This window comes from Ruegeria sp. YKSD163 (assembly GCF_059612905.1).
Genome location: NZ_JBXWRM010000004.1, coordinates 48,543 through 68,392, shown reverse-complemented (window position 1 = coordinate 68,392; position 19,850 = coordinate 48,543). Strand labels below are relative to the sequence as shown.

Genomic DNA, 19,850 nt, shown 5'->3' with positions numbered 1-19,850 from the left:
TTGTGCGTGGACAAGACGATATGGAAAAGATTCCCATGACGCCTTCGGGCTTTGCCGCCCTCGAAGCCGAGTTGAAACAGCTCAAGAGCGTCGAGCGCCCCGCAATCATCAAGGCCATCGCCGAGGCCCGTGAACATGGCGATCTTTCGGAGAACGCCGAATATCATTCAGCTCGCGAGAAGCAGTCCTTTATCGAGGGCCGCATCAAGGAACTGGAGGGCGTTCTGTCTCTGGCCGATGTCATCGACCCCGCGAAACTGACCGGCGCGATCAAGTTCGGCGCCCGTGTGACGCTGGTAGACGAGGATACCGACGAGGAAAAGACCTGGCAGATTGTCGGTGAACACGAGGCCAATATCGAAAAGGGCCTGTTGAACATCAAATCACCGATTGCCCGCGCGCTGATCGGCAAGGACGAAGGCGACAGCGTTGAGGTCAAGACGCCCGGTGGCCAGAAGTCCTATGAAATCCTGAGTATCGAGTACTCCTGACGGAGCATCACCCATGTCCGGCCCGTCGCCAGACCCAGACCCCGCCCGCAATACACCGCTCGGGCTCTATGATCGGCCCCGGCGCGCTTCGGTGACCGGCATCGAAATCATCGCCATCGTACTGACCCTGCTGTGGCTGGCCGTGTCGGTCTATCTGTTCGCTTTTGCCGATACGGGCGCGGGGGGCGGCATAGGGTTTCTGGTGACCATGCTGGCAATCTTCATGCCGGTGGCGATGATCTGGGTTGCCGCGACCGCGGCCAAGGCCAGCCGGGTGATGCGCGAGGAAAGCCAGCGCCTGCAAGCAGCGATCGACGCGATCCGCCAGGCCTATATCACCCAGCAACAGAAACAGGCCGCAGGACACGAACCCTCGGTCGCCAAAAAGCTGGACGAGATCGCCGCCGCCGCCAAGAAGACCGAGACCACGCTGGCCACCTTTTCGACCTCGCGGCGCGCGCGCGCCCTGCCCATCCCGGCTGCCGCGCCGGAAAGCGCCGAGGATCAGGGCCTGCTCGCGCTTGGCACTCCGGCCGAGTCACTTTCGCCGCCGATCTCGACCGAAGACCTGATCCGAGCCCTGCATTTCCCGGAAACCGCCGAGGATGTCGAAGGCTTCGCCGCACTGCGCCGCGCACTCAAGGACCGGTCAGCGGCACAGCTGATCCAGGCCGCGCAGGACGTGCTGACCCTGCTCAGCCACGAGGGCATCTATATGGACGATCTGCGCCCCGACATGGCGCGGCCCGAAATCTGGCGCCAGTTTGCCCATGGCGCGCGTGGCCGTGCCGTTGCATCGCTGGGCGGAGTGCGTGACCGCTCGTCGCTGGCGCTGACCGCTGGCCGGATGAAGCAGGATCCGATTTTTCGCGACGCGGCGCATCATTTCCTGCGCCTCTTCGACCGAATGTTCGCCACCTTCGAGGCACAAGCCAGCGATGCCGAGATCTCGGCCCTGGGGGAGACACGTACCGCACGCGCCTTCATGCTGCTGGGCCGGGTGGCGGGCACGTTCGACTAACCCCGCGCCCGCCACCCTCAAGATCTAGAGTCCGAAACTCCCATAAGGAATGAACCGCACCGGGTCGCCGGGGCGGATATGGCACGCTTCGTCACCGATTTCGACAAGCCCCTCGGCCCAGCTAAGCCCGCTGACCCGCCCCGACCCTTCGGAGGCGAAAACCTCGACCCGGCCCTCACGGATGCGGGCACGCAGATATTCGCGTCGTCCGGGTTTCTTGCGTTTCTCGAACCCTGCTGGCAGGTCATACCCTTGTGGCGCACTCCAGGTTTCACCCGCCAGAACCGCCATCGCCGGGCGGGCAAAGACCATACTGCACACCATCGCGGCAACCGGGTTACCCGGCAGACCAAAGACCGGTTTTCCTTGCCACAAGCCCAGCGCCAGTGGGCGCCCCGGTTTCAGCGCGATGCGCCATTCCTGCATCGCGCCGGCCTCGCGCAACAGCGCCGAGACATGGTCCTCGTCCCCCGCCGAGGCGCCGCCGCTGGTCAGGATCACATCCGCCTCGGCGGCCGCCCGGTCCAGGGTCGCGCGCAGGCTCGCCCGGTCATCCGGAACCCGCCCCATGTCGCACACCCTGTATCCCAGACGCTGCACCAATGCGCAGAGCATCGGCCGGTTCGCGTCATAGATCTGGCCTGGCCCGGCCTCTGCCCCCGGTTCGGTCAACTCGTCGCCGGTGGACAGGATCGCCACCCGCAACGTGGCCCGCACCGCCACCTCGGCAATGCCGACCGACGCCAACAGCGCCAAATCGGCGGGGGTCAACCGCCGCCCTTCCCGCAGCACAACCGCACCTGCGGCCACATCCTCGCCCGCCTTGCGCGTGTTCGCGCCGCGTTTGAGCGGCCCGCGAAAGGCGACCTCGCCCGCGCCAAGCGTCACATCCTCTTCGAGGATCACTGTTTCAACCCCCTCGGGCAGCGCCGCGCCGGTCAGCACCCGCAAGGCCCGGCCCGCAGGTAGCACCCCGTCAAAGGGCACGCCAGCCGCTGCGCGGCCCTGCTCCAGCGGCATAACATGCGCGCCCTCGGGTACCGCCCCGGCAAAGCCATAGCCATCGACCGCACTGTTGGCCTGCGGCGGACTGGCGCGCAGCGCCACCGCATCCGCTGCCAGCACCGCGCCCAGCGCCTGCGCCACCGCGCGCGTTTCGATCCCGGTCGCCGGCCCCAATCTGTCCCGCAGCATTTCCAGCGCCGTATCGACCGGTGTCCACTCGACCCCGGCGGGCAGGGCAAAGCAATCGTTGCGCAGCGGCGGCGGTTTCAGCCCGGTCATGTCTGGTTCACTCCCAATATCCAACCCTCCTCGGGCGCGGTTATGTCCAGCAGGGACCCGAGCCTTTCCTGTGGCAACGCGGCCAGATCACCCGCCACCCGCTCTACCTGCCAGGCATCCTTGATCCGGTCCATTGGCCCCTTTCCCAAGGTCAGCGAGGGCCAGATTTCCACCAGGGTCACGGGCTTGTCCAACGGTTCGAACGGCCAGGCAGAAACCCGCCCGGCAAAGCGGCGGTGCAGGCGCGCCAACACCGGCAGCCCCATCATAACCTGCCCGCCAACCGCCCCGGCTCCAGCCATCTGCCAGCAGGTAAAGGCGCCCGGCGCACGACGCTCAACCAAGCGTCGGTCAGGAAACGGAGTGTGGTAATCCTGCTTGGTTCGAGGCAGCCCGGCGATGTCGCGTTTCAACCCATTGGCCCAGAACGGACCCTTGCCGCCTAGCCCCCGATTGACCTCTCCGGCCAGATCGAACCGGTTATTCGCTGCGGGCGTATCCTCGATTCGGGCCTCGAACCAGTCCCACAGTCGCAGCGGGTCGTTCGACCCGCTCACCGCCCCGGAAAATCCCGCCGGATAGCCAAATGGAAAATCGAACCCCAGCATAAGTCGCCGCCCGGCAGCCAGCACGGTTTCGATCAGATCGCACAGCCAGTTCTCGGCCAGCCCCCGGTTCCGGAGATAGACCGGCTCCTCCCCCGCGACACATGCCCAGATCGCATCCTTACGCGGGCGCGGGCCGGTATCGTTGCCGCCCGACCAATCGACCATGGCAAAGGTGTCAAAGGGTATCACAGCCCGACCTCGGAAAGGATGAAATCGGCAATCGCTTTTGTGTCGTTCAGATCGAACACCGGCCGGTCGAGCGTCAGGGGTGTATCGCTTGCCACAGCGCGGATGGTCGGGTCTCCCGGCGCGATCAGCTCCGTGCCCGCCTCGGCCCGGAACGCCTCGACCTTGGTATGGCCCTCGCGCTTGTAGCCCTCGATCAGCACCAGATCGACAGGCGACAGGCGGCCCAACAGTTCGGCCAAGGGCGGTTCCGCCGCGCCGCGCAATTCGGTCATCTGCGCCACGCGATAGCCCGAGGCAAGGATCACCTCGGAGGCTCCCGCCTGCCGGTGCCGCCAGCTGTCGCGGCCCGGATGGTCGACGTCGAACGAATGATGCGCGTGCTTGACCGTCGAAACCGTCAGCCCACGACCGGTGATCTCGGCCACCAACCGCTCCATCAGCCCGGTCTTGCCTGCGTTCTTCCAGCCGGTGACGCCATAGACCCTCATGCGCGCTCCAACAGGGTTTCGGCCCGGGCCAGATCCTCGGGCGTGTTGACGTTGAAGAAGGGATCGAACGGCTCGGCCTGAAACAGCGCCTCGCGCCCGCCATGCCGGTCGGTCCACAGCACCACCTTGCGCAGGCCCTCGTTCAGCGCCGAGCGCAGGTCGTCACGCAGGGCCACGGGCCAGAGACCAAAGGTCGGGTGCCGGTTGACCTTACCGCCCGATTTCAGCGCCGCGCCCTCACGCGGGGTGGTGGCCAGCACCAGCGGCTGCGCCTGCCCCTCGGATGCCGCGACCAGCCGCGCCACCAGATCGTGCGGGAAAAACGGGGTGTCAGCGGCGGCGGTGACGATGCTCTCGGCCCCCTGCCCCGCCGCCCAGTCAAGCCCGGCCAGCACGCCCGCCAGCGGCCCGGCAAACCCCTCAACCGTGTCGGGTAGCACCGGCAGGCCGAACGCGTCAAACCGCGCCGGATCGCCATTGGCATTGAGCGCCAGTCCCCCGACCTGCGGCGCCAGCCGGTCAATCACATGGGCAAGCAAGGTCTGCCCATCCAGTGGCAACAGCCCCTTGTCCCCGCCCCCCATCCGGGTGGCGAGCCCTCCGGCAAGGATCACGCCCAACGGTCTACGTCCTGTCATGCCCTCTCCTTCCGTGCCGGAAAACGCGCGCTTTCCGGTCCGAATTTCGCGCGAAATTCGGTCACCCTTCCGCACTCTTCCGGCGGTGTTTCCTGTCCTCGACCGGCACGCTGTCCGGGTCGGCATCCCAGACCAGCCGCTCGGCCCCTGACAAGCAGACAAACCGCTGGCCGCGCATCCGGCCGATCAGGGTCAGCCCCACCTGCCGCGCGATCTCGACCCCCCAGGCGGTAAAGCCCGAGCGCGAGGCCAGCACCGGGATGCCCATCATCGCGGTCTTGATCACCATCTCGGAGGTCAGCCGCCCGGTGGTGTAAAGGATCTTGTCGTCCGCCCCCTCGCCCGTGGACAGCATCCAGCCCGCGATCTTGTCCACCGCGTTATGGCGGCCCACATCCTCCATATAGACCAGCGGCCGGCTCTGGCGGCACAGAACCGTGCCGTGGATGGCCCCGGCCTCCAGATACAGCGAGGGCGTGCGGTTGATCCGCGCCGCCAGATCGTAGAGCCAGGATGTACGCACCTCCACGTCCGGCAAGCGCACCTCCTCCAGCCCCTCCATCATGTCGCCGAACACGGTCCCCACCGCACAGCCGCTGGTGCGGGTCTTTTTCTTCAGCTTTTCTTCGTGACTGGTTTCCACCGCCGTGCGCACCACGACGGTTTCCAGATCCTCGTCGAAATCGACGCCGGTGATCTCTTCATCCGGCCTCAGCATGCCCTGATTGCGCAGGAAGCCCAGCGCCAGATATTCGGGGTAATCCCCGATGGTCATGGCGGTCACGATTTCCTGACTGTTGAGGAAGATAGTCAGAGGCCTTTCCTCGACCACCGAGATACGCGCGGGCGCGCCGGTCTGGTCCAACCCCTCGACCGCGCGGGTCAGCCGGGCGGCGCCCGGATCAGGGGCGATGATGTAATCCGACATGTCGTCCGAGATAGCCAATTGCAACCCTTTCCTTGGCCCGGTACAGCGGTTGGGCTTACCTTAGGATCTAGGCATGTCCTTCACCACATCCAAATCCGTCTACTGGAAGGGTTTTCGCGACGGCGCGCCCTTCATCATGGTGGCGGCCCCTTTTGGCACCCTGTTTGGCGTGTTTGCGACCGAGGCCGGGCTGAACCTGGTGCAGGTGATGACCTTTACCGCCACCGTCTTTGCCGGTGCGGCGCAATTCACCGCACTGCAACTCTTGCTTGATGACACGCCGACGCTGATCGTGCTGTTGTCGGCGCTGGCGGTGAACCTGCGGGTGGCGATGTATTCCGCCGCGCTGACGCCTTATCTGGGTGCCGCGCCGCTGTGGCAACGGGCGGTTGCCGCCTATTTCACTGTAGACCAGTCCTACGCCCTATCAGTGGTGCGGTTCGAGACCGAGCCGGACCTGACCGTGCCGCAGCGGATGGCCTATTTCTTTGGCACCGTGACGCCGCTGGCGCCCGCCTGGTACCTGGCGACCTATCTGGGCGCGGTGCTGGGCACCCGCATCCCCGACAGCTGGGCGCTGGATTTCGCGCTGCCGATTACCTTCCTTGCGATGATCGGTCCGATGCTGCGCACCCTGCCGCATGTGATCGCGGCGCTGGTGGCGATCGTGACCGCGCTGCTGACAGCCGGTGTGCCATTCAACCTGGGCCTGCTGATTGCGGGCACCGCCGGGATGATGGCCGGCGCGCAGGCCGAAGTGATGCTCGCCCGCAGGAACAAGAACACATGACCGAGATCGACCCATCAACCATGTGGATCGTCATCGCCGGACTTGCCTTTGGCAGCTTTGGCCTGCGCTTCGTCTTTATAGGGCTGGTGGGCGACCGTCCGCTGCCCGACTGGCTGCTGCGGCACCTGCGCTATACGGCCGTGGCTATCCTGCCCGCGCTGATCGCGCCGCTGGTCATTTGGCCGCAGGCCACCGGCGGCCAGCCAGATGCGCCCCGGATGAGCGCGGCGGCAGTGGCGCTTGCCGCCGGATACTGGTCGAAAAACGTGCTGGTCGCGATCTTTTCAGGCGCAGGCACGCTTTACTGCCTGCTCTACCTGCTGGGCTGAGACAAGGCTCAGCCCGGCTGGTTCAGCTTGGCGTTGTTGGCGGCCAGACCCTTTTGCAGGTCGGCGTCGTCCTGCTCGTAATACTTGTTCGTCACCGCACCGGGGCGCGAACCGAACTGATCGGCCAATTTGGTCGGCTGGAACGTGACCTTGATGTCACCGAACCCCGGAATCTGCTGCAACAGGCGCGCAGTATAATTGGCACAATAGGCTCCCGGCACCGGCCCCATGGTACGCGCCGCCCGATAGGCCGCTTCTGCCTGTTCCGGGGATACTTCCAGCTCTTGTACCACCACATGATGCGTCTCTCGGGCATGCGAGCCGCGATAGGCCCGTTCAACCGCCGGAGTGATGCCGAACAGAACATCGTTCTGTTCCGGCACGATATCGGCCCAGAACGACCCCGCCGGGTCAAAGATCACCCGCTCGCTGGCATTGATCATCAGCGAGGTATGCGCCCCCGCGCCCGACCGGTTGTTGACCATCGTGTAAAGCGTCAGCTTTGCCGGCCCCGGATCGCGATAGCGAACGGCAGCGACGGTCGCATCATCGGCCTGTGGCGCGCTCTGGCGGGTACAAGCCATCAGGCTCAGCGCCAACGCGCCAGCAAGAAAAATCAGCTTCACGGGAAGGCCCCTCGCAGGATCAGGCGGTAAACACGGCCATGAACAGCAGGACGAAGAAGATCACGACACAGACCCAGATCATCGCCTTGATGAACCCATCAAAGGTCTTGGTCTGAGTGGTGATGTCCATCGAACCGGGTTTGAAGTCAGCCATAGCAATCATCCTATTCGCGTTTTTTCGGTTGGATAGCGGATTCTCGCCGCTCTGTCACGACGTCAATCGCGCGCAGGCGCGGTTGAGTCAAAGGGGGTGCAATGGGCATACCCATAGCCCCAGCGCCATGGCAGGCCAGAGCAGGGGCCACCGCCAAAGCGGACTGCCAGATACATTGCATCAGCAATGGTGCCATAGGCGGCGCGGACCGTTTCGGGTGTGGTGTCATAACGGGTCGCCAGATCCGCCAGATGGCTTTCTCCGGTGTCGCGCACGCAGCTTTGCAAGGCCCGGTCGGCCTCATAACGCGCGGCATAGCTGTCCTCGGATGTGGTTGCTCCACCCGCGTCGTGATAAGCGCGGTCATGAATGACACAGCAGGCCTCCCATGGTGGCAGGCTGCCTTGCGCGACGGCGAAGTCGGGAAAGGTGTCGGCAACCATGGTCCAACCGGCGCTGAGCCCGCCCGAACAGCCATCAGTGGTGAACGGCGCCAGCGGCGCCGCCTGTTGCGCCGCCATCAGCGCGCGGTGCGCCGGCAGTTCCAGCATCTGAGTCAGATCCTGCGCCACGGCCGGACTGCCCGCGCAAAGGCACAGGATCAGCAGGTTACGGGCTTTCATCGCGATAGGCCTTTGCATTCAGCTCCCACCCCATTTCCTGGGTCAGCCACAAGAGCAGCCGTTCAGCGGGGTTCAGCGTCGCGCGCACTGCCAGAACCTCGCGCGCCATGGCGGGTTCATCGGTGATCAACCCGTTGACCCCCATCGAGATCATCTTGGACATCAAGAGCGGCTCGTTCACCGTCCAGACATAGACATCCTTGCCCGCCGCATGGGCGGCGCGCAACAGCGAGGGGCGCAGGCTGGCGCTGCTGACCGCGACAAAGTCGCCTTCTAGACCCGCGAGATTACCCACAGCCGTCGCCGCCAGAACACCGCTGCGCCAGTCAGGGCGCAGCGTCAGCATTTTCTGCACCGCAGGGTATTTCAGTGACATGGTAGCGATCTGGTCCTGCATGCCGAGCTCCTCGACCAATGCAATCACGCGATTTTCCAGATCCACATCATGACCGTAGTATTTAAGTTCGATCAGGACGTTTGATTTGTTCTTGGCGGTCTCCAGCACCGCACGCAGGGTCGGCGCCCGCTCGGCGGCGTAATCTGGCGAGAACCAGCTGCCGATGTCGATTTGCTCGATATCCTGCATCGTGGCGTCCCAAATCTTGGTCGGCACCCCGGCGAGTTTCATGAAATCGCTGTCATGCATAACGACGACCTCGCCATCGGCGGTCTCCTGCACATCGATCTCGACCCAGTCGGCGCCATCCTCGATCGCCTTGACGATCGCCGCCATGGTGTTCTCTGGCCGCGTCCCGGCAGCCCCGCGATGGCCGATGACGGTCACTTCGTCCTTGGCTGTCAGTTGGGTCAGCAATCCGTCGCTGACCCACATGCCCGCACCCAGTGCCAGGGCGGCCAGCACCGCCGCGCCGATCAGCCGCGCCCGCAGGCCCTGCGGATCAGAGGTTGGCAGGGGGGCTACCTCGGTTGCCGCGCCATCGTAGAACCGGTCGAGCAACTTGGTGAGCGCCCCAAGCGCGGTTGCCGCCAACACCAGCCCCGCCAGCGACCAGAGGCCCATAACCAGAACCACCAGCATCAGCGCCCGGCGCAACGCGCCGTCTTGGGGGATCGGCACCAGCGCCAACGCCGCACTGGCCAGAACGCCCAAGACGGCGGCCAGCGCGAACCGTGTCAGCAGCCATAGCAACAGCTCGATCTTGAGCGCGGTCCGACGGGCACCCATCCGGCGGGTGCTTTCGGCAAAGGCCTGCGAGGGCGGGATCCCTTCGAAGATAACCAAGTGAAGCGACAGCGCCCACCCCGACAGCCGCAGCATCAAGAGCCAGGCAAGGATCAGCACCAATATGGCAATGGCAGCCATAGCCAGACGGAACGAGGGTGGACGAAAGGTAAGGTAATAGTTGATGTCAAAGTCGCCCAACACCCACCAGGCAATCAGCCCTGCAACCGCTACGAATGGTACGGCCAGCGCAAGAACCCGCAAAACAAAGAGCACGGCAAAAATAAGGAGCGGTTGCAGCCGCCTCAATACCAGCGACAATCCAGAACTGCCCGATCTCCAGACATCACTGGCGCCGCTTCGCAGGGTTGCCGCCATCACTGCAAAGCTCAGCACTTCAGCGACGAGAAGGATACTCAGCACCGCCAGTGTCGCGGCAAAGCCCAGTGGAGACAGGACAAAACGCGCTATATCCTGATCGGTCAGCGCCGACTGGTCCGACAGGCCAACGGCCAGATTGATCAGTCCCGCCAGCGCCGGCGCGATCAGCGCCAGAACCAGCAGGCGCAGCGCGGCATAGAGCGGAACAAAGACCCGTCGCCGGGCCCAGGACCCGGACCAGGCGTTGCGGACATGGGTAAAATGCGACACGGGCAGCTATCTCCTGCGGACAATGCAGGTATTGAACGGCCCCGTCAGCGCCAAGGCAAGCCGAAAGCGTCTAGTCCGCTTCCAGATCGGCGGCCAGGCGAAAGCCGATGCGCTGGGCCGGACGGTCCTCGGTCGCCACCGGCATGGCGCGCAGCATCACGTTCAGCTGGCTCACATGCTGCACCAGCTGGGTGCGCGCGCCGGTGCCATCGGCCCCGTAAAAAGTGACGATATCGGGGTCAAAATAACCGATCCCCTCGATCCGCAACACCCCGGCATCGCCGCCGACAAAGCCCATCGCCACCTCTTGGCTGGCGTCCAGCTGCTTTTCGAAGTTGCGTATATAGAGGATCAGACGTTCATAGGCCCATTGCGCCGGGCTTTTGTTCTGGACCGGTTCCTGCAGCGGTGCGGGCACCTCTGTCATACGGGCGGGGCTGTCAGGATCGGCATGCACCTCGTGGCACCGGGGCCGCAACACCGCCGCCTCGGCATATTCGGCCGAGGTCTCGATCTTGTTTTCCATGGCTCATCCTTTCCGCTGATAGAGCCAGGCGCCATCCGCGCGCCGGGTCCGTGTCACCTCTCCGGTATGATAGAGATGGTTGACATGGGCAACCGCTTCAACCAGCGCCAGCCCGTATTCGCCCTCGCCGATGGTGCGCTTGAAGAGCGGCGCAAAACAGTCCGAGGCCGCCTTCGGCGTATCGAGGTGGTCGCGCAGACGCTTCAGCGCGCCATGGTGGTTGTCGATCAGCTGCCGCATCCGGATCGGCAGGCCGGTAAAGGGCAGCTTGTGCCCGCCCAGCGCCAGATGGTCGGGCCGGGCCAGCGGCGCCAGCCGTTCGCAGGTTTCCAGCCAGTCGGCCAGCGGATCGGCCATCGGTTCGGTCGCATAGACGCCGATATTGGGGCTGATCGAGCTGAGAATCTGGTCGCCGGTGATCACCAGATTGTCGTCGCGGCTCCAGAACGTGGCATGTTCGGGCGCGTGGCCGTTGCCCATATGCACGTCCCAGTCGCGCCCGCCCATATGGAACACGTCGCCCTGTTTGATCCGGGTGAACCCCAGCGGCATCGGATAGACCATGTCGGCAAAGTTGAACGGCCGCTCGGCCGTCCGCTTTGCCAGCACTTCTGACGCCATGCCCGCGCTGCGGTAATAGTCCAGCGTTTCCTCGGGCCAGGTCTCCTGCACGTCCAGTGTCAGCATGCGCGCAAACAACCAGGCAGTACGCGTGGTGACCAGCTCGGCACCCAGTTCAGACTGGAACCAGCCGGCATTGCCCATATGGTCGGGGTGGTGATGGGTCACGACCACCCGGCGCACAGGCTTGCCCGCCAGCGGCCCGTCGATCAGCCCCTGCCAGATGGCCCGCGTCTTTTTCGACGAGAACCCGGTGTCGATCACCGTCCAGCCATCCCCATCGTCCAGCGCATAGACATTGACATGATCCAGCTTCATCGGCAGCGGCAGGCGCATCCACAACACGCCTTCGGCCACCTCGATCGCAGAACCATGGGCGGGCGGCTCGTCCCAGGGGTAGCGCATGGCCAGGCCCGGTGTCCGATCCATCACGCCGACAACTCTTCAAGGCTGATGGCATACAGATCGGCACAACCGCCCTGCGCTTGTTCCAGCAGGCCAGCATGTTCCGGCAACAGCGCGTTAATGTAATACCGCGCCAGTTTCTCGCGCGGACCACCGGGATCGGCCAGGGCCGCAATCAGGTGGAAATGGCCACCCAGCACCCGGGCAAAGGCGCGCAGGAATGGCACCGCCCCGGCAAAGCGGTCGTTCAGCTCTCCTTGCGCCACCATCCACTCGGTGGCCTCGCGCAGGGTCTCGGTCGCTTCCCACACGGGTCCGGCCAGCTCCGGCAGGCGACCACGGGCGCGCTCGGCATGATCCTCGATCTCGTCCAGAAGCTTGGCCGCAGCCTCGCCGCCATCCATCATCTTGCGCGCCACCAGGTCCATCGCCTGAATGCCGTTGGTACCCTCGTAGATCGCGGTCACCCGCACATCGCGATAGAATTGCGCCGCGCCGGTTTCCTCGATAAAGCCCATGCCGCCATGCACCTGCACCCCGGTTTCCGCGACCGCAATACCCGTGTCGGTGCCGAAGGCCTTGGCAATCGGGGTCAGGAAAGCGGCCCGCGCCTTCCACTCGGCCGATCCGGTCGCATTACCCATGTCGATCGCCACGGCACAGGCCGCCAGAATCGCGCGGGCGGCAAATACATCGGCCTTCATGCTGGTCAGCATCCGCCGAACATCGGCATGGTCAGCAATGGTGCCCGAGGCGGATTTGCCCTGTTTGCGCTCCATCGCATAGGCCATCGCGTGCTGCCAGGCCGCCTCGGCCACGCCGACACCCTGCCCGCCCACGCCAAGACGCGCGTTGTTCATCATGGTGAACATGGCCGCCATGCCGCCATGTTCCTCGCCCACCAGCCAGCCTTTGGCACCGTCATACTGCATCACGCAGGTGGGAGAGCCATGCAGGCCCATCTTGTGTTCCAGCGACACCACCTTGAGACTGTTGGCCACGCCCGCATTGCCATTCTCGTCGGGCAGGTTGCGCGGCACCAGGAACAGCGAGATGCCCTTGGTCCCGGGCACACCGTCGGGCAGCCGTGCCAGCACCAGGTGGCAGACATTGTCGCAGAAATCGTTGTCGCCCCAGCTGATGAAGATCTTCTGCCCGGTGACCGCATAGGTGCCATCGCCGTTGGGCTCGGCCTTGGAACTCAGCGCGCCCACATCCGACCCGGCCTGCGGTTCGGTCAGGTTCATGGTGCCCGACCACTCGCCCGAGATCAGCTTGGGCAGGTACAGCTCCTTGATCGCGTCGCTGGCGTGATGCTCCAGCGCCTCGATCTGGCCCTGGCTCATCAGTGGCGCCAGTTGCAGCGACAGGCAGGCGCCGCTCATCATGTCGTTCACAGCGGTGGTGACCGCCATCGGCAGCCCCATGCCGCCATGCTCCGGCGACCCGCTCATGCCGATCCAGCCGCCCTCGGCAATCGCCCTCCACCCCTCGGCAAAGCCGGGCGAGCTGCGCAGCGCCCCGTTTTCCAGCCGCGCAGGATTCAGATCGCCGCCGCGTTGCAAGGGCGCCATCACCTCGTCGCACATGCGCCCGGCCTCGGTCAGGATGGCGCTCGCCATATCGGCACCCGCCTCGGCAAACTTCTCAGTCCCGGAGACCCGGTCATAACCGACCACATGGTTCAAAAGGAACGTATAATCGGTGACGGGCGAACGGTACGGCATGGGGTCCCCTCGGTGGTAGTCTTGGCGACTTGGCAAGTCGCGGGCGCATCGGTATGTATCAAGGCTTGTCCGATTACCTATCCAGAGCCATCCGGCAAGCAACCAAAACGCCGCGTCACCACCCCGCCATGCCAGTCCAACACACCCTTCGCCTTGCCGCCGATCCCGACGGCATCGCCCGCGCGGCAGAGCTGCTGCGGGTGGGCCAGCTTGTCGCCTTCCCGACCGAGACGGTCTATGGACTGGGTGGCGATGCCACCAACGGGCAGGCGGTGGCCGGCATCTATGCCGCCAAGGGTCGGCCCAGCTTCAACCCGCTGATCGCCCATGTCGCCAGTACCGAGGCCGCCGGGCGCCATGTACGCTGGTCCGAAACCGCCGAGCGGCTCGCCACCGCCTTCTGGCCCGGCCCGCTAACGCTGGTTCTGCCGTTGCGCGCCAACCATGGGATATCCGAACTGGTTACCGCCGGGCTCGACACGCTGGCGGTGCGGGTGCCCGCCCACCCGACCGCCCGCGCCCTGCTCGACACCCTCGACCGGCCGGTCGCCGCCCCTTCGGCCAACCCCTCGGGCCGGATCAGCCCGACCACGGCGGATCACGTGCTGGCAGGCCTCGATGGCCGGATCGCGGCAGTCCTCGATGCCGGTCCCTGCGGCGTGGGTGTGGAATCGACCATCATCGGCCTTTCCGGCACGCCCACCCTGCTGCGTCCTGGTGGCCTGCCCGCCGAAGAGATCGAGGCGCTGCTCGGCCAGCCTTTGGCGCGGCACCAGCAAGGCGATGAGATCAGTGCACCAGGTCAGCTGCTGTCGCATTACGCTCCTCAAGGCGCGGTGCGCCTCAATGCCACAGCCCCTCTGGATGAAGAAGTCTTCCTCGGCTTCGGCCCGATGGACTGCGACGAAAACCTATCACCCACCGGCGACCTGACCGAAGCCGCCGCAAATCTCTTCGCAGCGCTGCACCGGCTCGACGCAACAGGCAAACCCATTGCCATCGCCCCGATCCCCGAGCACGGCCTGGGCCTTGCAATCAACGACCGCCTGCGCCGCGCCGCCGCGCCGCGCACGCCCTAAACCCGCTTCATTTCGCCCCAAATACTCCCGCCGGAGGCATCCCCCCCTCATAACCCAAACAGCAAGACGGCACATCACGCCGCCACATGCACCGAGGAGGAGGAACGACGACGAGACATCGAGCGCGCCGCAGGCGCACTATCGGATCAGGCGTGGCCGGCGCTGGCCGACAGCAAAAGCGCGTCAATCCCGAGCGATTTCAGCGCCGCTTCCCATTTCTCGTCATCACGACTGCCGAACACGATATCGGGATCGGCCTCGGCGGTAAGCCAGCCATTGTCGGCGATTTCCGCCTCCAGCTGTCCCGGCCCCCAACCGGAATATCCCAACATGAGCGCCGCGCGGGCAGGGCCGCTGTCGCGCGCAATGTCTTCGAGAATATCCAGCGTCGCGGTCATGGTGAACGCGTCCGACACTTTCAGCGACTGCAATTTGCCTGCGTAATCCGGTGAGTGCAGCACAAAGCCGCGTGCCATCTCGACTGGCCCGCCCAGCCGTACCGGCGCCTGGGCCGCGGTCGCCGAGGTCGCTGGAATCTCAAGCTGCTCCAGCAGCGTGGCAACGTTCAGATCGGCGGGCTTGTTCACGATCAGCCCCATGGCACCGTCCTCGCCATGGCTGCACAGGAAGATCACCGAGCGTTCGAAGCGCGGATCGCCCATCCCCGGCATCGCGATCAGCAGTTTTCCGGTCAGGTCCATCATCGGCGCGGGCTCTCCTTTCCCTTACAATGGGGAACCGCAGGCCAGGGTGCAAGGGACAGCCAGTGTTGCGCGCGGAAATCCCGCGCCTGACCGGATCGTGACTTGGCAAACCGCCCCTGAAAGCGCATGTATTGAGCATGTCGACCCGTTTTTCTGCCTTGGCGCTTGCCGCGCTGCTGAGCCTGCCGCTCGCCACTCCCGCCCCCGCGGCGGGGTTGGACGATCTGGTGCAGATCGAAATCCTCGACGGCGGGCTGACCCCACGCGGCACCTATCTGGGCGCGATCCGCATGACCCTGTCCGAGGGCTGGAAAACCTATTGGCGCGCTCCGGGCGAGGCGGGTATCCCTCCCAGTTTCGACTGGCGCGGCTCGCGCAATCTCGGCGAGGTGAGCATCACCTGGCCCGCGCCCGAAGTGTTCGAGCAAAGCGGCCTGCGGTCGATCGGCTATACCGACCAGATGGTGCTGCCGATCGAGATCACCCCAAAGGATTCCAATCGCCCGGTACGGCTGCGCGGCGAGATGGAATTTGGCGTCTGCAAGGATATCTGCGTACCGGGCAATCTGGACTTCGATCATACGCTTGACGCCGGCGCACCGCGCAACCCGACCATCGTGGCGGCGCTGGCCAGGCGGCCCTATTCGGCCGCCGAGGCTGGCGTGACCTCGGCCACCTGCCGGATCAGCCCCAGCCAGGACGGTATGCGGATCGAGGCACGGATCTCGATGCCCTCGGCGGGCGGATCGGAACTTGCCGTGTTCGAACCGGGTGATCCGGCGCTCTGGGCCGGCGAGGCGCAGACCCGGCGCCAGGGCAATACCCTGATCGCCAGCTCGGAAATCATCAATGCCGGCGGCACGGCCTTTGCACTCGACCGCTCGCGCATCCGCATCACCGTACTGGGCGCCAAACGCACGGTGGATATCCACGGCTGCCTGCCGGGCTGATCGGTGACGCCTCAGCCAAAGATCGGCGCATTGGCCGTGGTGATCCACGAGGGCCAAGTGCTGCTGGCGCAACGCGGCAAGGATCCCGGGCGCGGCCTGTGGGGCTTTCCCGGCGGTCATGTGGAATGGGGCGAGACCGTTCGCGACGCCGCCTTACGCGAACTGCGCGAGGAAACCGCGATAGAGGCCCGCGCGCAACGCTATCTGACCCATTTCGACCTGATCCACCGCGATGGCGACGGACAGGCGGTTGTGCATTATCTGCTGGTCGGTGTGCTCTGCCGCTATCAGGGGGGCACGCTGCAGGCCGGTGACGATGCGATGGATGCGCGCTGGTTTCCCATCGACCACCTGCGCGATGGCGTGGTTCCACTGATCGACCGGGTGACCGAGTTGATGGAAATCGCCCTGCGCGCGGACTGAGACCTGCTCAGGCCGGTTTGCGTCCACCGCTTCGCATCAGGATCAGGGCCGAGACCGCCATTGCCAGCAGGCACACCACCAGTGCACCTCCGATGAACAGCGCCAGCGCGGCGGGCATCGGTGCCACCCCCTGCAGCGACGGAAGCGTCCCCAGCAGCCAAGCGGGCAGCGCGCCGGTCACCGCAACCCAGGCCACCGTGGCACCCAGCCATGCCAGTGTCAGAGTACCGCTCACCGCCACTGCCGCCCTCGCAAGCGGCGCCCCGCCACGGAGCGCTCGGCGCAACGCCGACAGGGGGCGCGCCACATCGTTCTGCACCGCTAGCAGCGCCGGCACCACCAGCAGCACGAGAAGCACGCCAAAGCCCAGACCATAGACCAGCGTGATCACTGTGGGTTTCAGGAACTGCGCCTGTTGCGAGCTTTCATAAAGCAGCGGAGCCAAGCCTAGCACCGTGGTCAGCGAGGTCAGCAAAACGGGCCGCAACCGGTCGGCCGTCCCGTCAATGATCGAGGGCAGCAACCCCCGGCTCTCGGCATACTCGTCGATGGTTGTCACCAGCACGATGGAATCGTTGATGATGATGCCGGTCATGCCCAAAAGACCCACCACCGTGAACATACTCAGCGGAACCTCCCAGATGTAATGGCCCCAGATTGTGCCGACGAGGCCGAAGGGAATGATCGCCATCACCACCAGCGGCCGGGTCCAGCTGGCAAAGATCCATGCCAACACCAGGTAGATGCCGGTCAGGCAGAGGGTCAGACCGGTCGCCGCTTCGGAGAGAAACGTGTCCTCCTGCTCGCTCAACCCCGACATGCGCCATTCGACCTGACGTTCACTGGCGATTCGCGGCAGGATCTGCGTTTCCAGCGCGGTCGAAATCTCGGTGGCCCGCGCCGGATCGTCCTCGGAGATATCACCGGTGACCGAGATCCGACGGATGCCGTTTTCGCGCCGAACGGTCGAAAACCCGGTGCGCTGGCTGACCGAAACGATATCGGCCAGCGGCACATAGACCCCGGCAGGCGCCCGCATCAGCGTGCGTTCCAGGAAATCAGCGGTCAGCTCGCCCTCGGGCAGTTCCACCCGGATCTCGGCGCTGCGCGGGCCATCTGGATAGGTGGCCGCCTCGATCCCGTTCAGCCGCGCCCTGAGCGCCCGGCCCAGCGCATCGACGGTAAAGCCCAGCGCCTGACCCTGCGCGGTCAGGTCCAGCACGACCTCTTCCTTGTCATAGGCCAGATCGTCCTCGACCGCCGAGACCTCGGGATAGCGCAACAGCGCCGCCTGAAGGTCGTTCGACGCAGCCTTGAGCACCTGCGCCGAGGCACCATAGAACTGCACGTCCAGCGCATCGCCACCCGGCCCCGAGCGCCAGCCTCGGAAGCTGAGCGTTTCGACCTTGGGATGACGGGTGACGAAATCCTGCAACTCACCAACAAAGGCAAAACTGGAATAGGGGCGCAAATCGGCGTCGATCAGCTCGATCGAGATACCGCCCAACAGATCGGCATCCTTGGTTTCGGCCCCTGCGAGACCGCGTCCGGCATTGCCGCCGATCTCGGCCAGGACATAGTCGATCGGGTTGCGGCCATGGCGTTCTTCGTAGATGCGGCCCAGCTCCTCGGTGGCACGCTGCAATTCGCGCATCATCTCCAGCGTGTCGGCCCGCGTGGCGCCTTCGACCATGATGAAATTGCCGGTGACCGAGCCACGCTCGGGCGCGTTGAAGAAGCGCCATTGCACATCGCCGGTGATGAACAGTGCCGCCTGGCTGGCCAGCACGGCGACGGTCGCGGCCAGCACCACATAGCGGGCATGAACCACCCAGCCTACAAAGGGCCGGAACAGGTGATCGCGCAGCCAGCGAAAGCCACGATTTACCACCCGGTTGGGCCAGTCATACCAATGTTCCTTGGCCGAATGGGCGATGGCATGGGACATGTGGTTGGGCAGGATCAGGAAACACTCGACCAGCGAGGCCGCCAGCACCGCGATCACGGTAAAGGGGATGTCGCGGATCAGCTCGCCGAACCGGCCGCCAATCGCGGTCAGGCCGAAAAAGGCGATGATCGTGGTCAGCGTCGCGGCAAAGACCGGCATCGCCATGCGGCGCGCGGCGGTCTCGGCGGCGACCACGGGGTGTTCGCCCAGTCGCCGGGCGCGAAAATCGGCGTGCTCGCCGACGACAATGGCATCGTCCACCACGATGCCCAGCGTGATGATCAGGCCAAAGAGCGACACCATGTTGATGGTCAACCCACCGACATACATCAGCGCGATGGCCGCAAACATCGAGGCCGGGATCCCTGCCGCAACCCAAAAGGCGGTGCGCGCATTCAGAAACAGGAACAGCAGCATCACCACAAGCCCCAGCCCCATCAGCCCGTTGTCGACCAGGATGTTGAGGCGGTCGCTGATCGCCTCGGACCGGGTGCGGATCAGCTGCATGGTGACGCCCTGGGGCAGGCTGGCCTGCATCCGCTCGACCACCTCGGCGACCTGCTTCTGTACCCGGATCGCGTCGCCCCGGTCGGACCGGTCAACCCGGATCGACATGGCCGGCTGGTCGCCAACCCAATAGGCTCGATCGCGGGTGACGCCTTCGACCCGGATCTGGGCGACATCCGCGATCCTGAGCTTGGATCCATCCGGGTTCGAGCGCAGCACAATGCCCGCGATATCCTCGGGGCTGCGCTTTTCCACCCCCGTCCGGATACGCGCATTGGCGCCCGAGACATCGCCCGCCGGATCACCGGTGACCTCGGCCGCAATGGCCGTGGCGATCTCGTTCATCGAGATATCGTTTGCGATCAGCTTGGCCGAGGACACCTCGACCACCGTGCGCGGCGCGGCGATGCCGCGAATGGTGGTACGGGTAACGCCGATCTCGAACAGGCGCACGATCAGCTCGTCTGTAAAGAGCGCCAGTTGCTGTGGACCGACCGACCCGGTGATCACCACATCGGTCACCCGGTCACGCCAGGCGCCCCGGCGGACTGCCGGGTCCTCGGCATCCTCGGGCAGGGTGGTGACCGCGTCGACAGCGGCCTGCACATCGTCGGCGGCCTGAGACATGTCCCAGCCGGGCTCGAACTCCAGTTCGATATCGGCGCGCCCTTCGCGGGAACTGGCGGTGGTGCTTTCCACCCCGTCGACCGCAAGCAGCGCTGGTTCCAGCACCTGTACGATGGCGCTGTCCACATCCTCGGGGCCGGCGCCCTCCCATTCCACGTTGACCGAAACGCTTTGCACGATCACATCGGGAAAGAACTGCGCCCGCATGTTGGGGATCGCCGCCGCGCCCAGCACCAACAGCACCATCAAGAGCAGGTTCGCCGCCGTCCGGTGCCGGGTGAAATAGCTGAGCAAGCCGCCCGCCGCGCTGGGGATGCCGCGCACCATCGC

At 65.2% G+C, this 19,850-nt stretch carries 21 protein-coding genes; 7 read left to right on the top strand and 14 right to left on the bottom strand.

The features are described 5' to 3' along the window. Positions 1–20: 20 nt before the first annotated feature. Together greA and AC2FNA_RS07145 are read left to right on the top strand one after the other, a co-directional pair. Positions 21–491 carry a transcription elongation factor GreA gene (gene greA / locus AC2FNA_RS07150; RefSeq protein ID WP_234137209.1) on the top strand — a complete coding sequence of 157 codons (471 nt, stop codon included), beginning with the start codon at positions 21–23 and terminating at the stop codon, positions 489–491. Between the two features lie 13 nt (positions 492–504). Beyond that, complete coding sequence (locus AC2FNA_RS07145) at positions 505–1,512, top strand: hypothetical protein (protein WP_496825340.1); 1,008 nt, start codon at positions 505–507, stop codon at positions 1,510–1,512. A gap of 24 nt (positions 1,513–1,536) precedes the next feature. Here AC2FNA_RS07145 and AC2FNA_RS07140 read toward each other — a convergent pair whose 3' ends face one another. The 5 genes from AC2FNA_RS07140 to fdhD all read right to left on the bottom strand — a co-directional run bounded on the left by AC2FNA_RS07140 (position 1,537) and on the right by fdhD (position 5,647). Beyond that, a complete protein-coding gene (locus AC2FNA_RS07140; RefSeq protein WP_496825339.1) occupies positions 1,537–2,796 on the bottom strand; it encodes a molybdopterin-binding protein in 1,260 nt (419 codons plus the stop codon). Continuing rightward, entirely contained in the window at positions 2,793–3,593 is an 801-nt protein-coding gene (locus tag AC2FNA_RS07135) for a molybdopterin guanine dinucleotide synthesis (RefSeq protein ID WP_496825338.1), read from the bottom strand. The genes AC2FNA_RS07140 and AC2FNA_RS07135 overlap by 4 nt, the downstream gene beginning before the upstream one ends. Continuing rightward, positions 3,590–4,081: a molybdopterin-guanine dinucleotide biosynthesis protein B gene (mobB, locus tag AC2FNA_RS07130; protein ID WP_496825337.1), complete on the bottom strand. Its 492-nt coding sequence runs from the start codon at positions 4,079–4,081 to the stop codon at positions 3,590–3,592. The genes AC2FNA_RS07135 and mobB overlap by 4 nt, the downstream gene beginning before the upstream one ends. Next, on the bottom strand, positions 4,078–4,719 hold the full coding sequence (gene mobA, locus AC2FNA_RS07125) for a molybdenum cofactor guanylyltransferase MobA (protein ID WP_496825336.1): 642 nt from the start codon (positions 4,717–4,719) through the stop codon (positions 4,078–4,080). The genes mobB and mobA overlap by 4 nt, the downstream gene beginning before the upstream one ends. A gap of 61 nt (positions 4,720–4,780) precedes the next feature. Next, positions 4,781–5,647 carry a formate dehydrogenase accessory sulfurtransferase FdhD gene (fdhD, locus tag AC2FNA_RS07120; RefSeq protein WP_496825554.1) on the bottom strand — a complete coding sequence of 289 codons (867 nt, stop codon included), beginning with the start codon at positions 5,645–5,647 and terminating at the stop codon, positions 4,781–4,783. A 73-nt stretch (positions 5,648–5,720) separates the two neighbouring features. On the opposite strand from fdhD, the gene AC2FNA_RS07115 reads away from it, so the two are divergent. Together AC2FNA_RS07115 and AC2FNA_RS07110 are read left to right on the top strand one after the other, a co-directional pair. Beyond that, complete coding sequence (locus tag AC2FNA_RS07115) at positions 5,721–6,437, top strand: AzlC family ABC transporter permease (RefSeq protein WP_496825335.1); 717 nt, start codon at positions 5,721–5,723, stop codon at positions 6,435–6,437. Further along, complete coding sequence (locus AC2FNA_RS07110; protein ID WP_496825334.1) at positions 6,434–6,766, top strand: AzlD domain-containing protein; 333 nt, start codon at positions 6,434–6,436, stop codon at positions 6,764–6,766. Before AC2FNA_RS07115 ends, AC2FNA_RS07110 begins: the two co-directional genes overlap by 4 nt. Before the next feature lie 8 nt (positions 6,767–6,774). On the opposite strand, the gene AC2FNA_RS07105 is transcribed toward AC2FNA_RS07110, so the two are convergent. The 7 genes from AC2FNA_RS07105 to AC2FNA_RS07075 all read right to left on the bottom strand — a co-directional run bounded on the left by AC2FNA_RS07105 (position 6,775) and on the right by AC2FNA_RS07075 (position 13,282). After that, positions 6,775–7,392 (bottom strand): hypothetical protein, encoded by a 618-nt coding sequence (locus AC2FNA_RS07105; protein WP_496825333.1) that lies wholly within the window; start codon positions 7,390–7,392, stop codon positions 6,775–6,777. Positions 7,393–7,411: 19 nt separating this feature from the next. Beyond that, positions 7,412–7,546, bottom strand: a complete 135-nt coding sequence (locus AC2FNA_RS07100; protein WP_234137199.1) for an aa3-type cytochrome c oxidase subunit IV — start codon at positions 7,544–7,546, stop codon at positions 7,412–7,414. A 62-nt stretch (positions 7,547–7,608) separates the two neighbouring features. Further along, positions 7,609–8,169, bottom strand: a complete 561-nt coding sequence (locus tag AC2FNA_RS07095) for a hypothetical protein (RefSeq protein WP_496825332.1) — start codon at positions 8,167–8,169, stop codon at positions 7,609–7,611. Then, positions 8,156–10,003, bottom strand: a complete 1,848-nt coding sequence (locus AC2FNA_RS07090) for a glycerophosphodiester phosphodiesterase family protein (protein WP_496825331.1) — start codon at positions 10,001–10,003, stop codon at positions 8,156–8,158. The genes AC2FNA_RS07095 and AC2FNA_RS07090 overlap by 14 nt, the downstream gene beginning before the upstream one ends. 70 nt (positions 10,004–10,073) lie before the next feature. Beyond that, positions 10,074–10,529: a DUF6173 family protein gene (locus AC2FNA_RS07085; RefSeq protein WP_496825330.1), complete on the bottom strand. Its 456-nt coding sequence runs from the start codon at positions 10,527–10,529 to the stop codon at positions 10,074–10,076. Between the two features lie 3 nt (positions 10,530–10,532). Beyond that, positions 10,533–11,579 carry an MBL fold metallo-hydrolase gene (locus AC2FNA_RS07080; RefSeq protein WP_496825329.1) on the bottom strand — a complete coding sequence of 349 codons (1,047 nt, stop codon included), beginning with the start codon at positions 11,577–11,579 and terminating at the stop codon, positions 10,533–10,535. Further along, positions 11,579–13,282, bottom strand: coding sequence for an acyl-CoA dehydrogenase (locus AC2FNA_RS07075; RefSeq protein ID WP_496825328.1), 1,704 nt, complete (start codon positions 13,280–13,282; stop codon positions 11,579–11,581). The genes AC2FNA_RS07080 and AC2FNA_RS07075 overlap by 1 nt, the downstream gene beginning before the upstream one ends. Positions 13,283–13,410: 128 nt before the next feature. On the opposite strand from AC2FNA_RS07075, the gene AC2FNA_RS07070 reads away from it, so the two are divergent. Continuing rightward, complete coding sequence (locus AC2FNA_RS07070; protein ID WP_496825327.1) at positions 13,411–14,361, top strand: L-threonylcarbamoyladenylate synthase; 951 nt, start codon at positions 13,411–13,413, stop codon at positions 14,359–14,361. Positions 14,362–14,507: 146 nt separating this feature from the next. Here the strand turns inward: AC2FNA_RS07070 and AC2FNA_RS07065 are convergent, their stop codons facing one another. Then, positions 14,508–15,062, bottom strand: coding sequence for a YqgE/AlgH family protein (locus AC2FNA_RS07065; protein WP_496825552.1), 555 nt, complete (start codon positions 15,060–15,062; stop codon positions 14,508–14,510). Positions 15,063–15,202: 140 nt separating this feature from the next. Between AC2FNA_RS07065 and AC2FNA_RS07060 the strand changes: the two genes are divergently transcribed. Both AC2FNA_RS07060 and AC2FNA_RS07055 read left to right on the top strand, forming a co-directional pair. Further along, positions 15,203–16,015, top strand: a complete 813-nt coding sequence (locus AC2FNA_RS07060; protein WP_496825326.1) for a protein-disulfide reductase DsbD domain-containing protein — start codon at positions 15,203–15,205, stop codon at positions 16,013–16,015. Between the two features lie 3 nt (positions 16,016–16,018). Beyond that, positions 16,019–16,438, top strand: a complete 420-nt coding sequence (locus AC2FNA_RS07055) for an NUDIX hydrolase (protein ID WP_496825325.1) — start codon at positions 16,019–16,021, stop codon at positions 16,436–16,438. A 7-nt stretch (positions 16,439–16,445) separates the two neighbouring features. On the opposite strand, the gene AC2FNA_RS07050 is transcribed toward AC2FNA_RS07055, so the two are convergent. Further along, positions 16,446–19,847 carry an efflux RND transporter permease subunit gene (locus AC2FNA_RS07050; protein ID WP_496825324.1) on the bottom strand — a complete coding sequence of 1,134 codons (3,402 nt, stop codon included), beginning with the start codon at positions 19,845–19,847 and terminating at the stop codon, positions 16,446–16,448. Between the last annotated feature and the right edge of the window lie 3 nt (positions 19,848–19,850).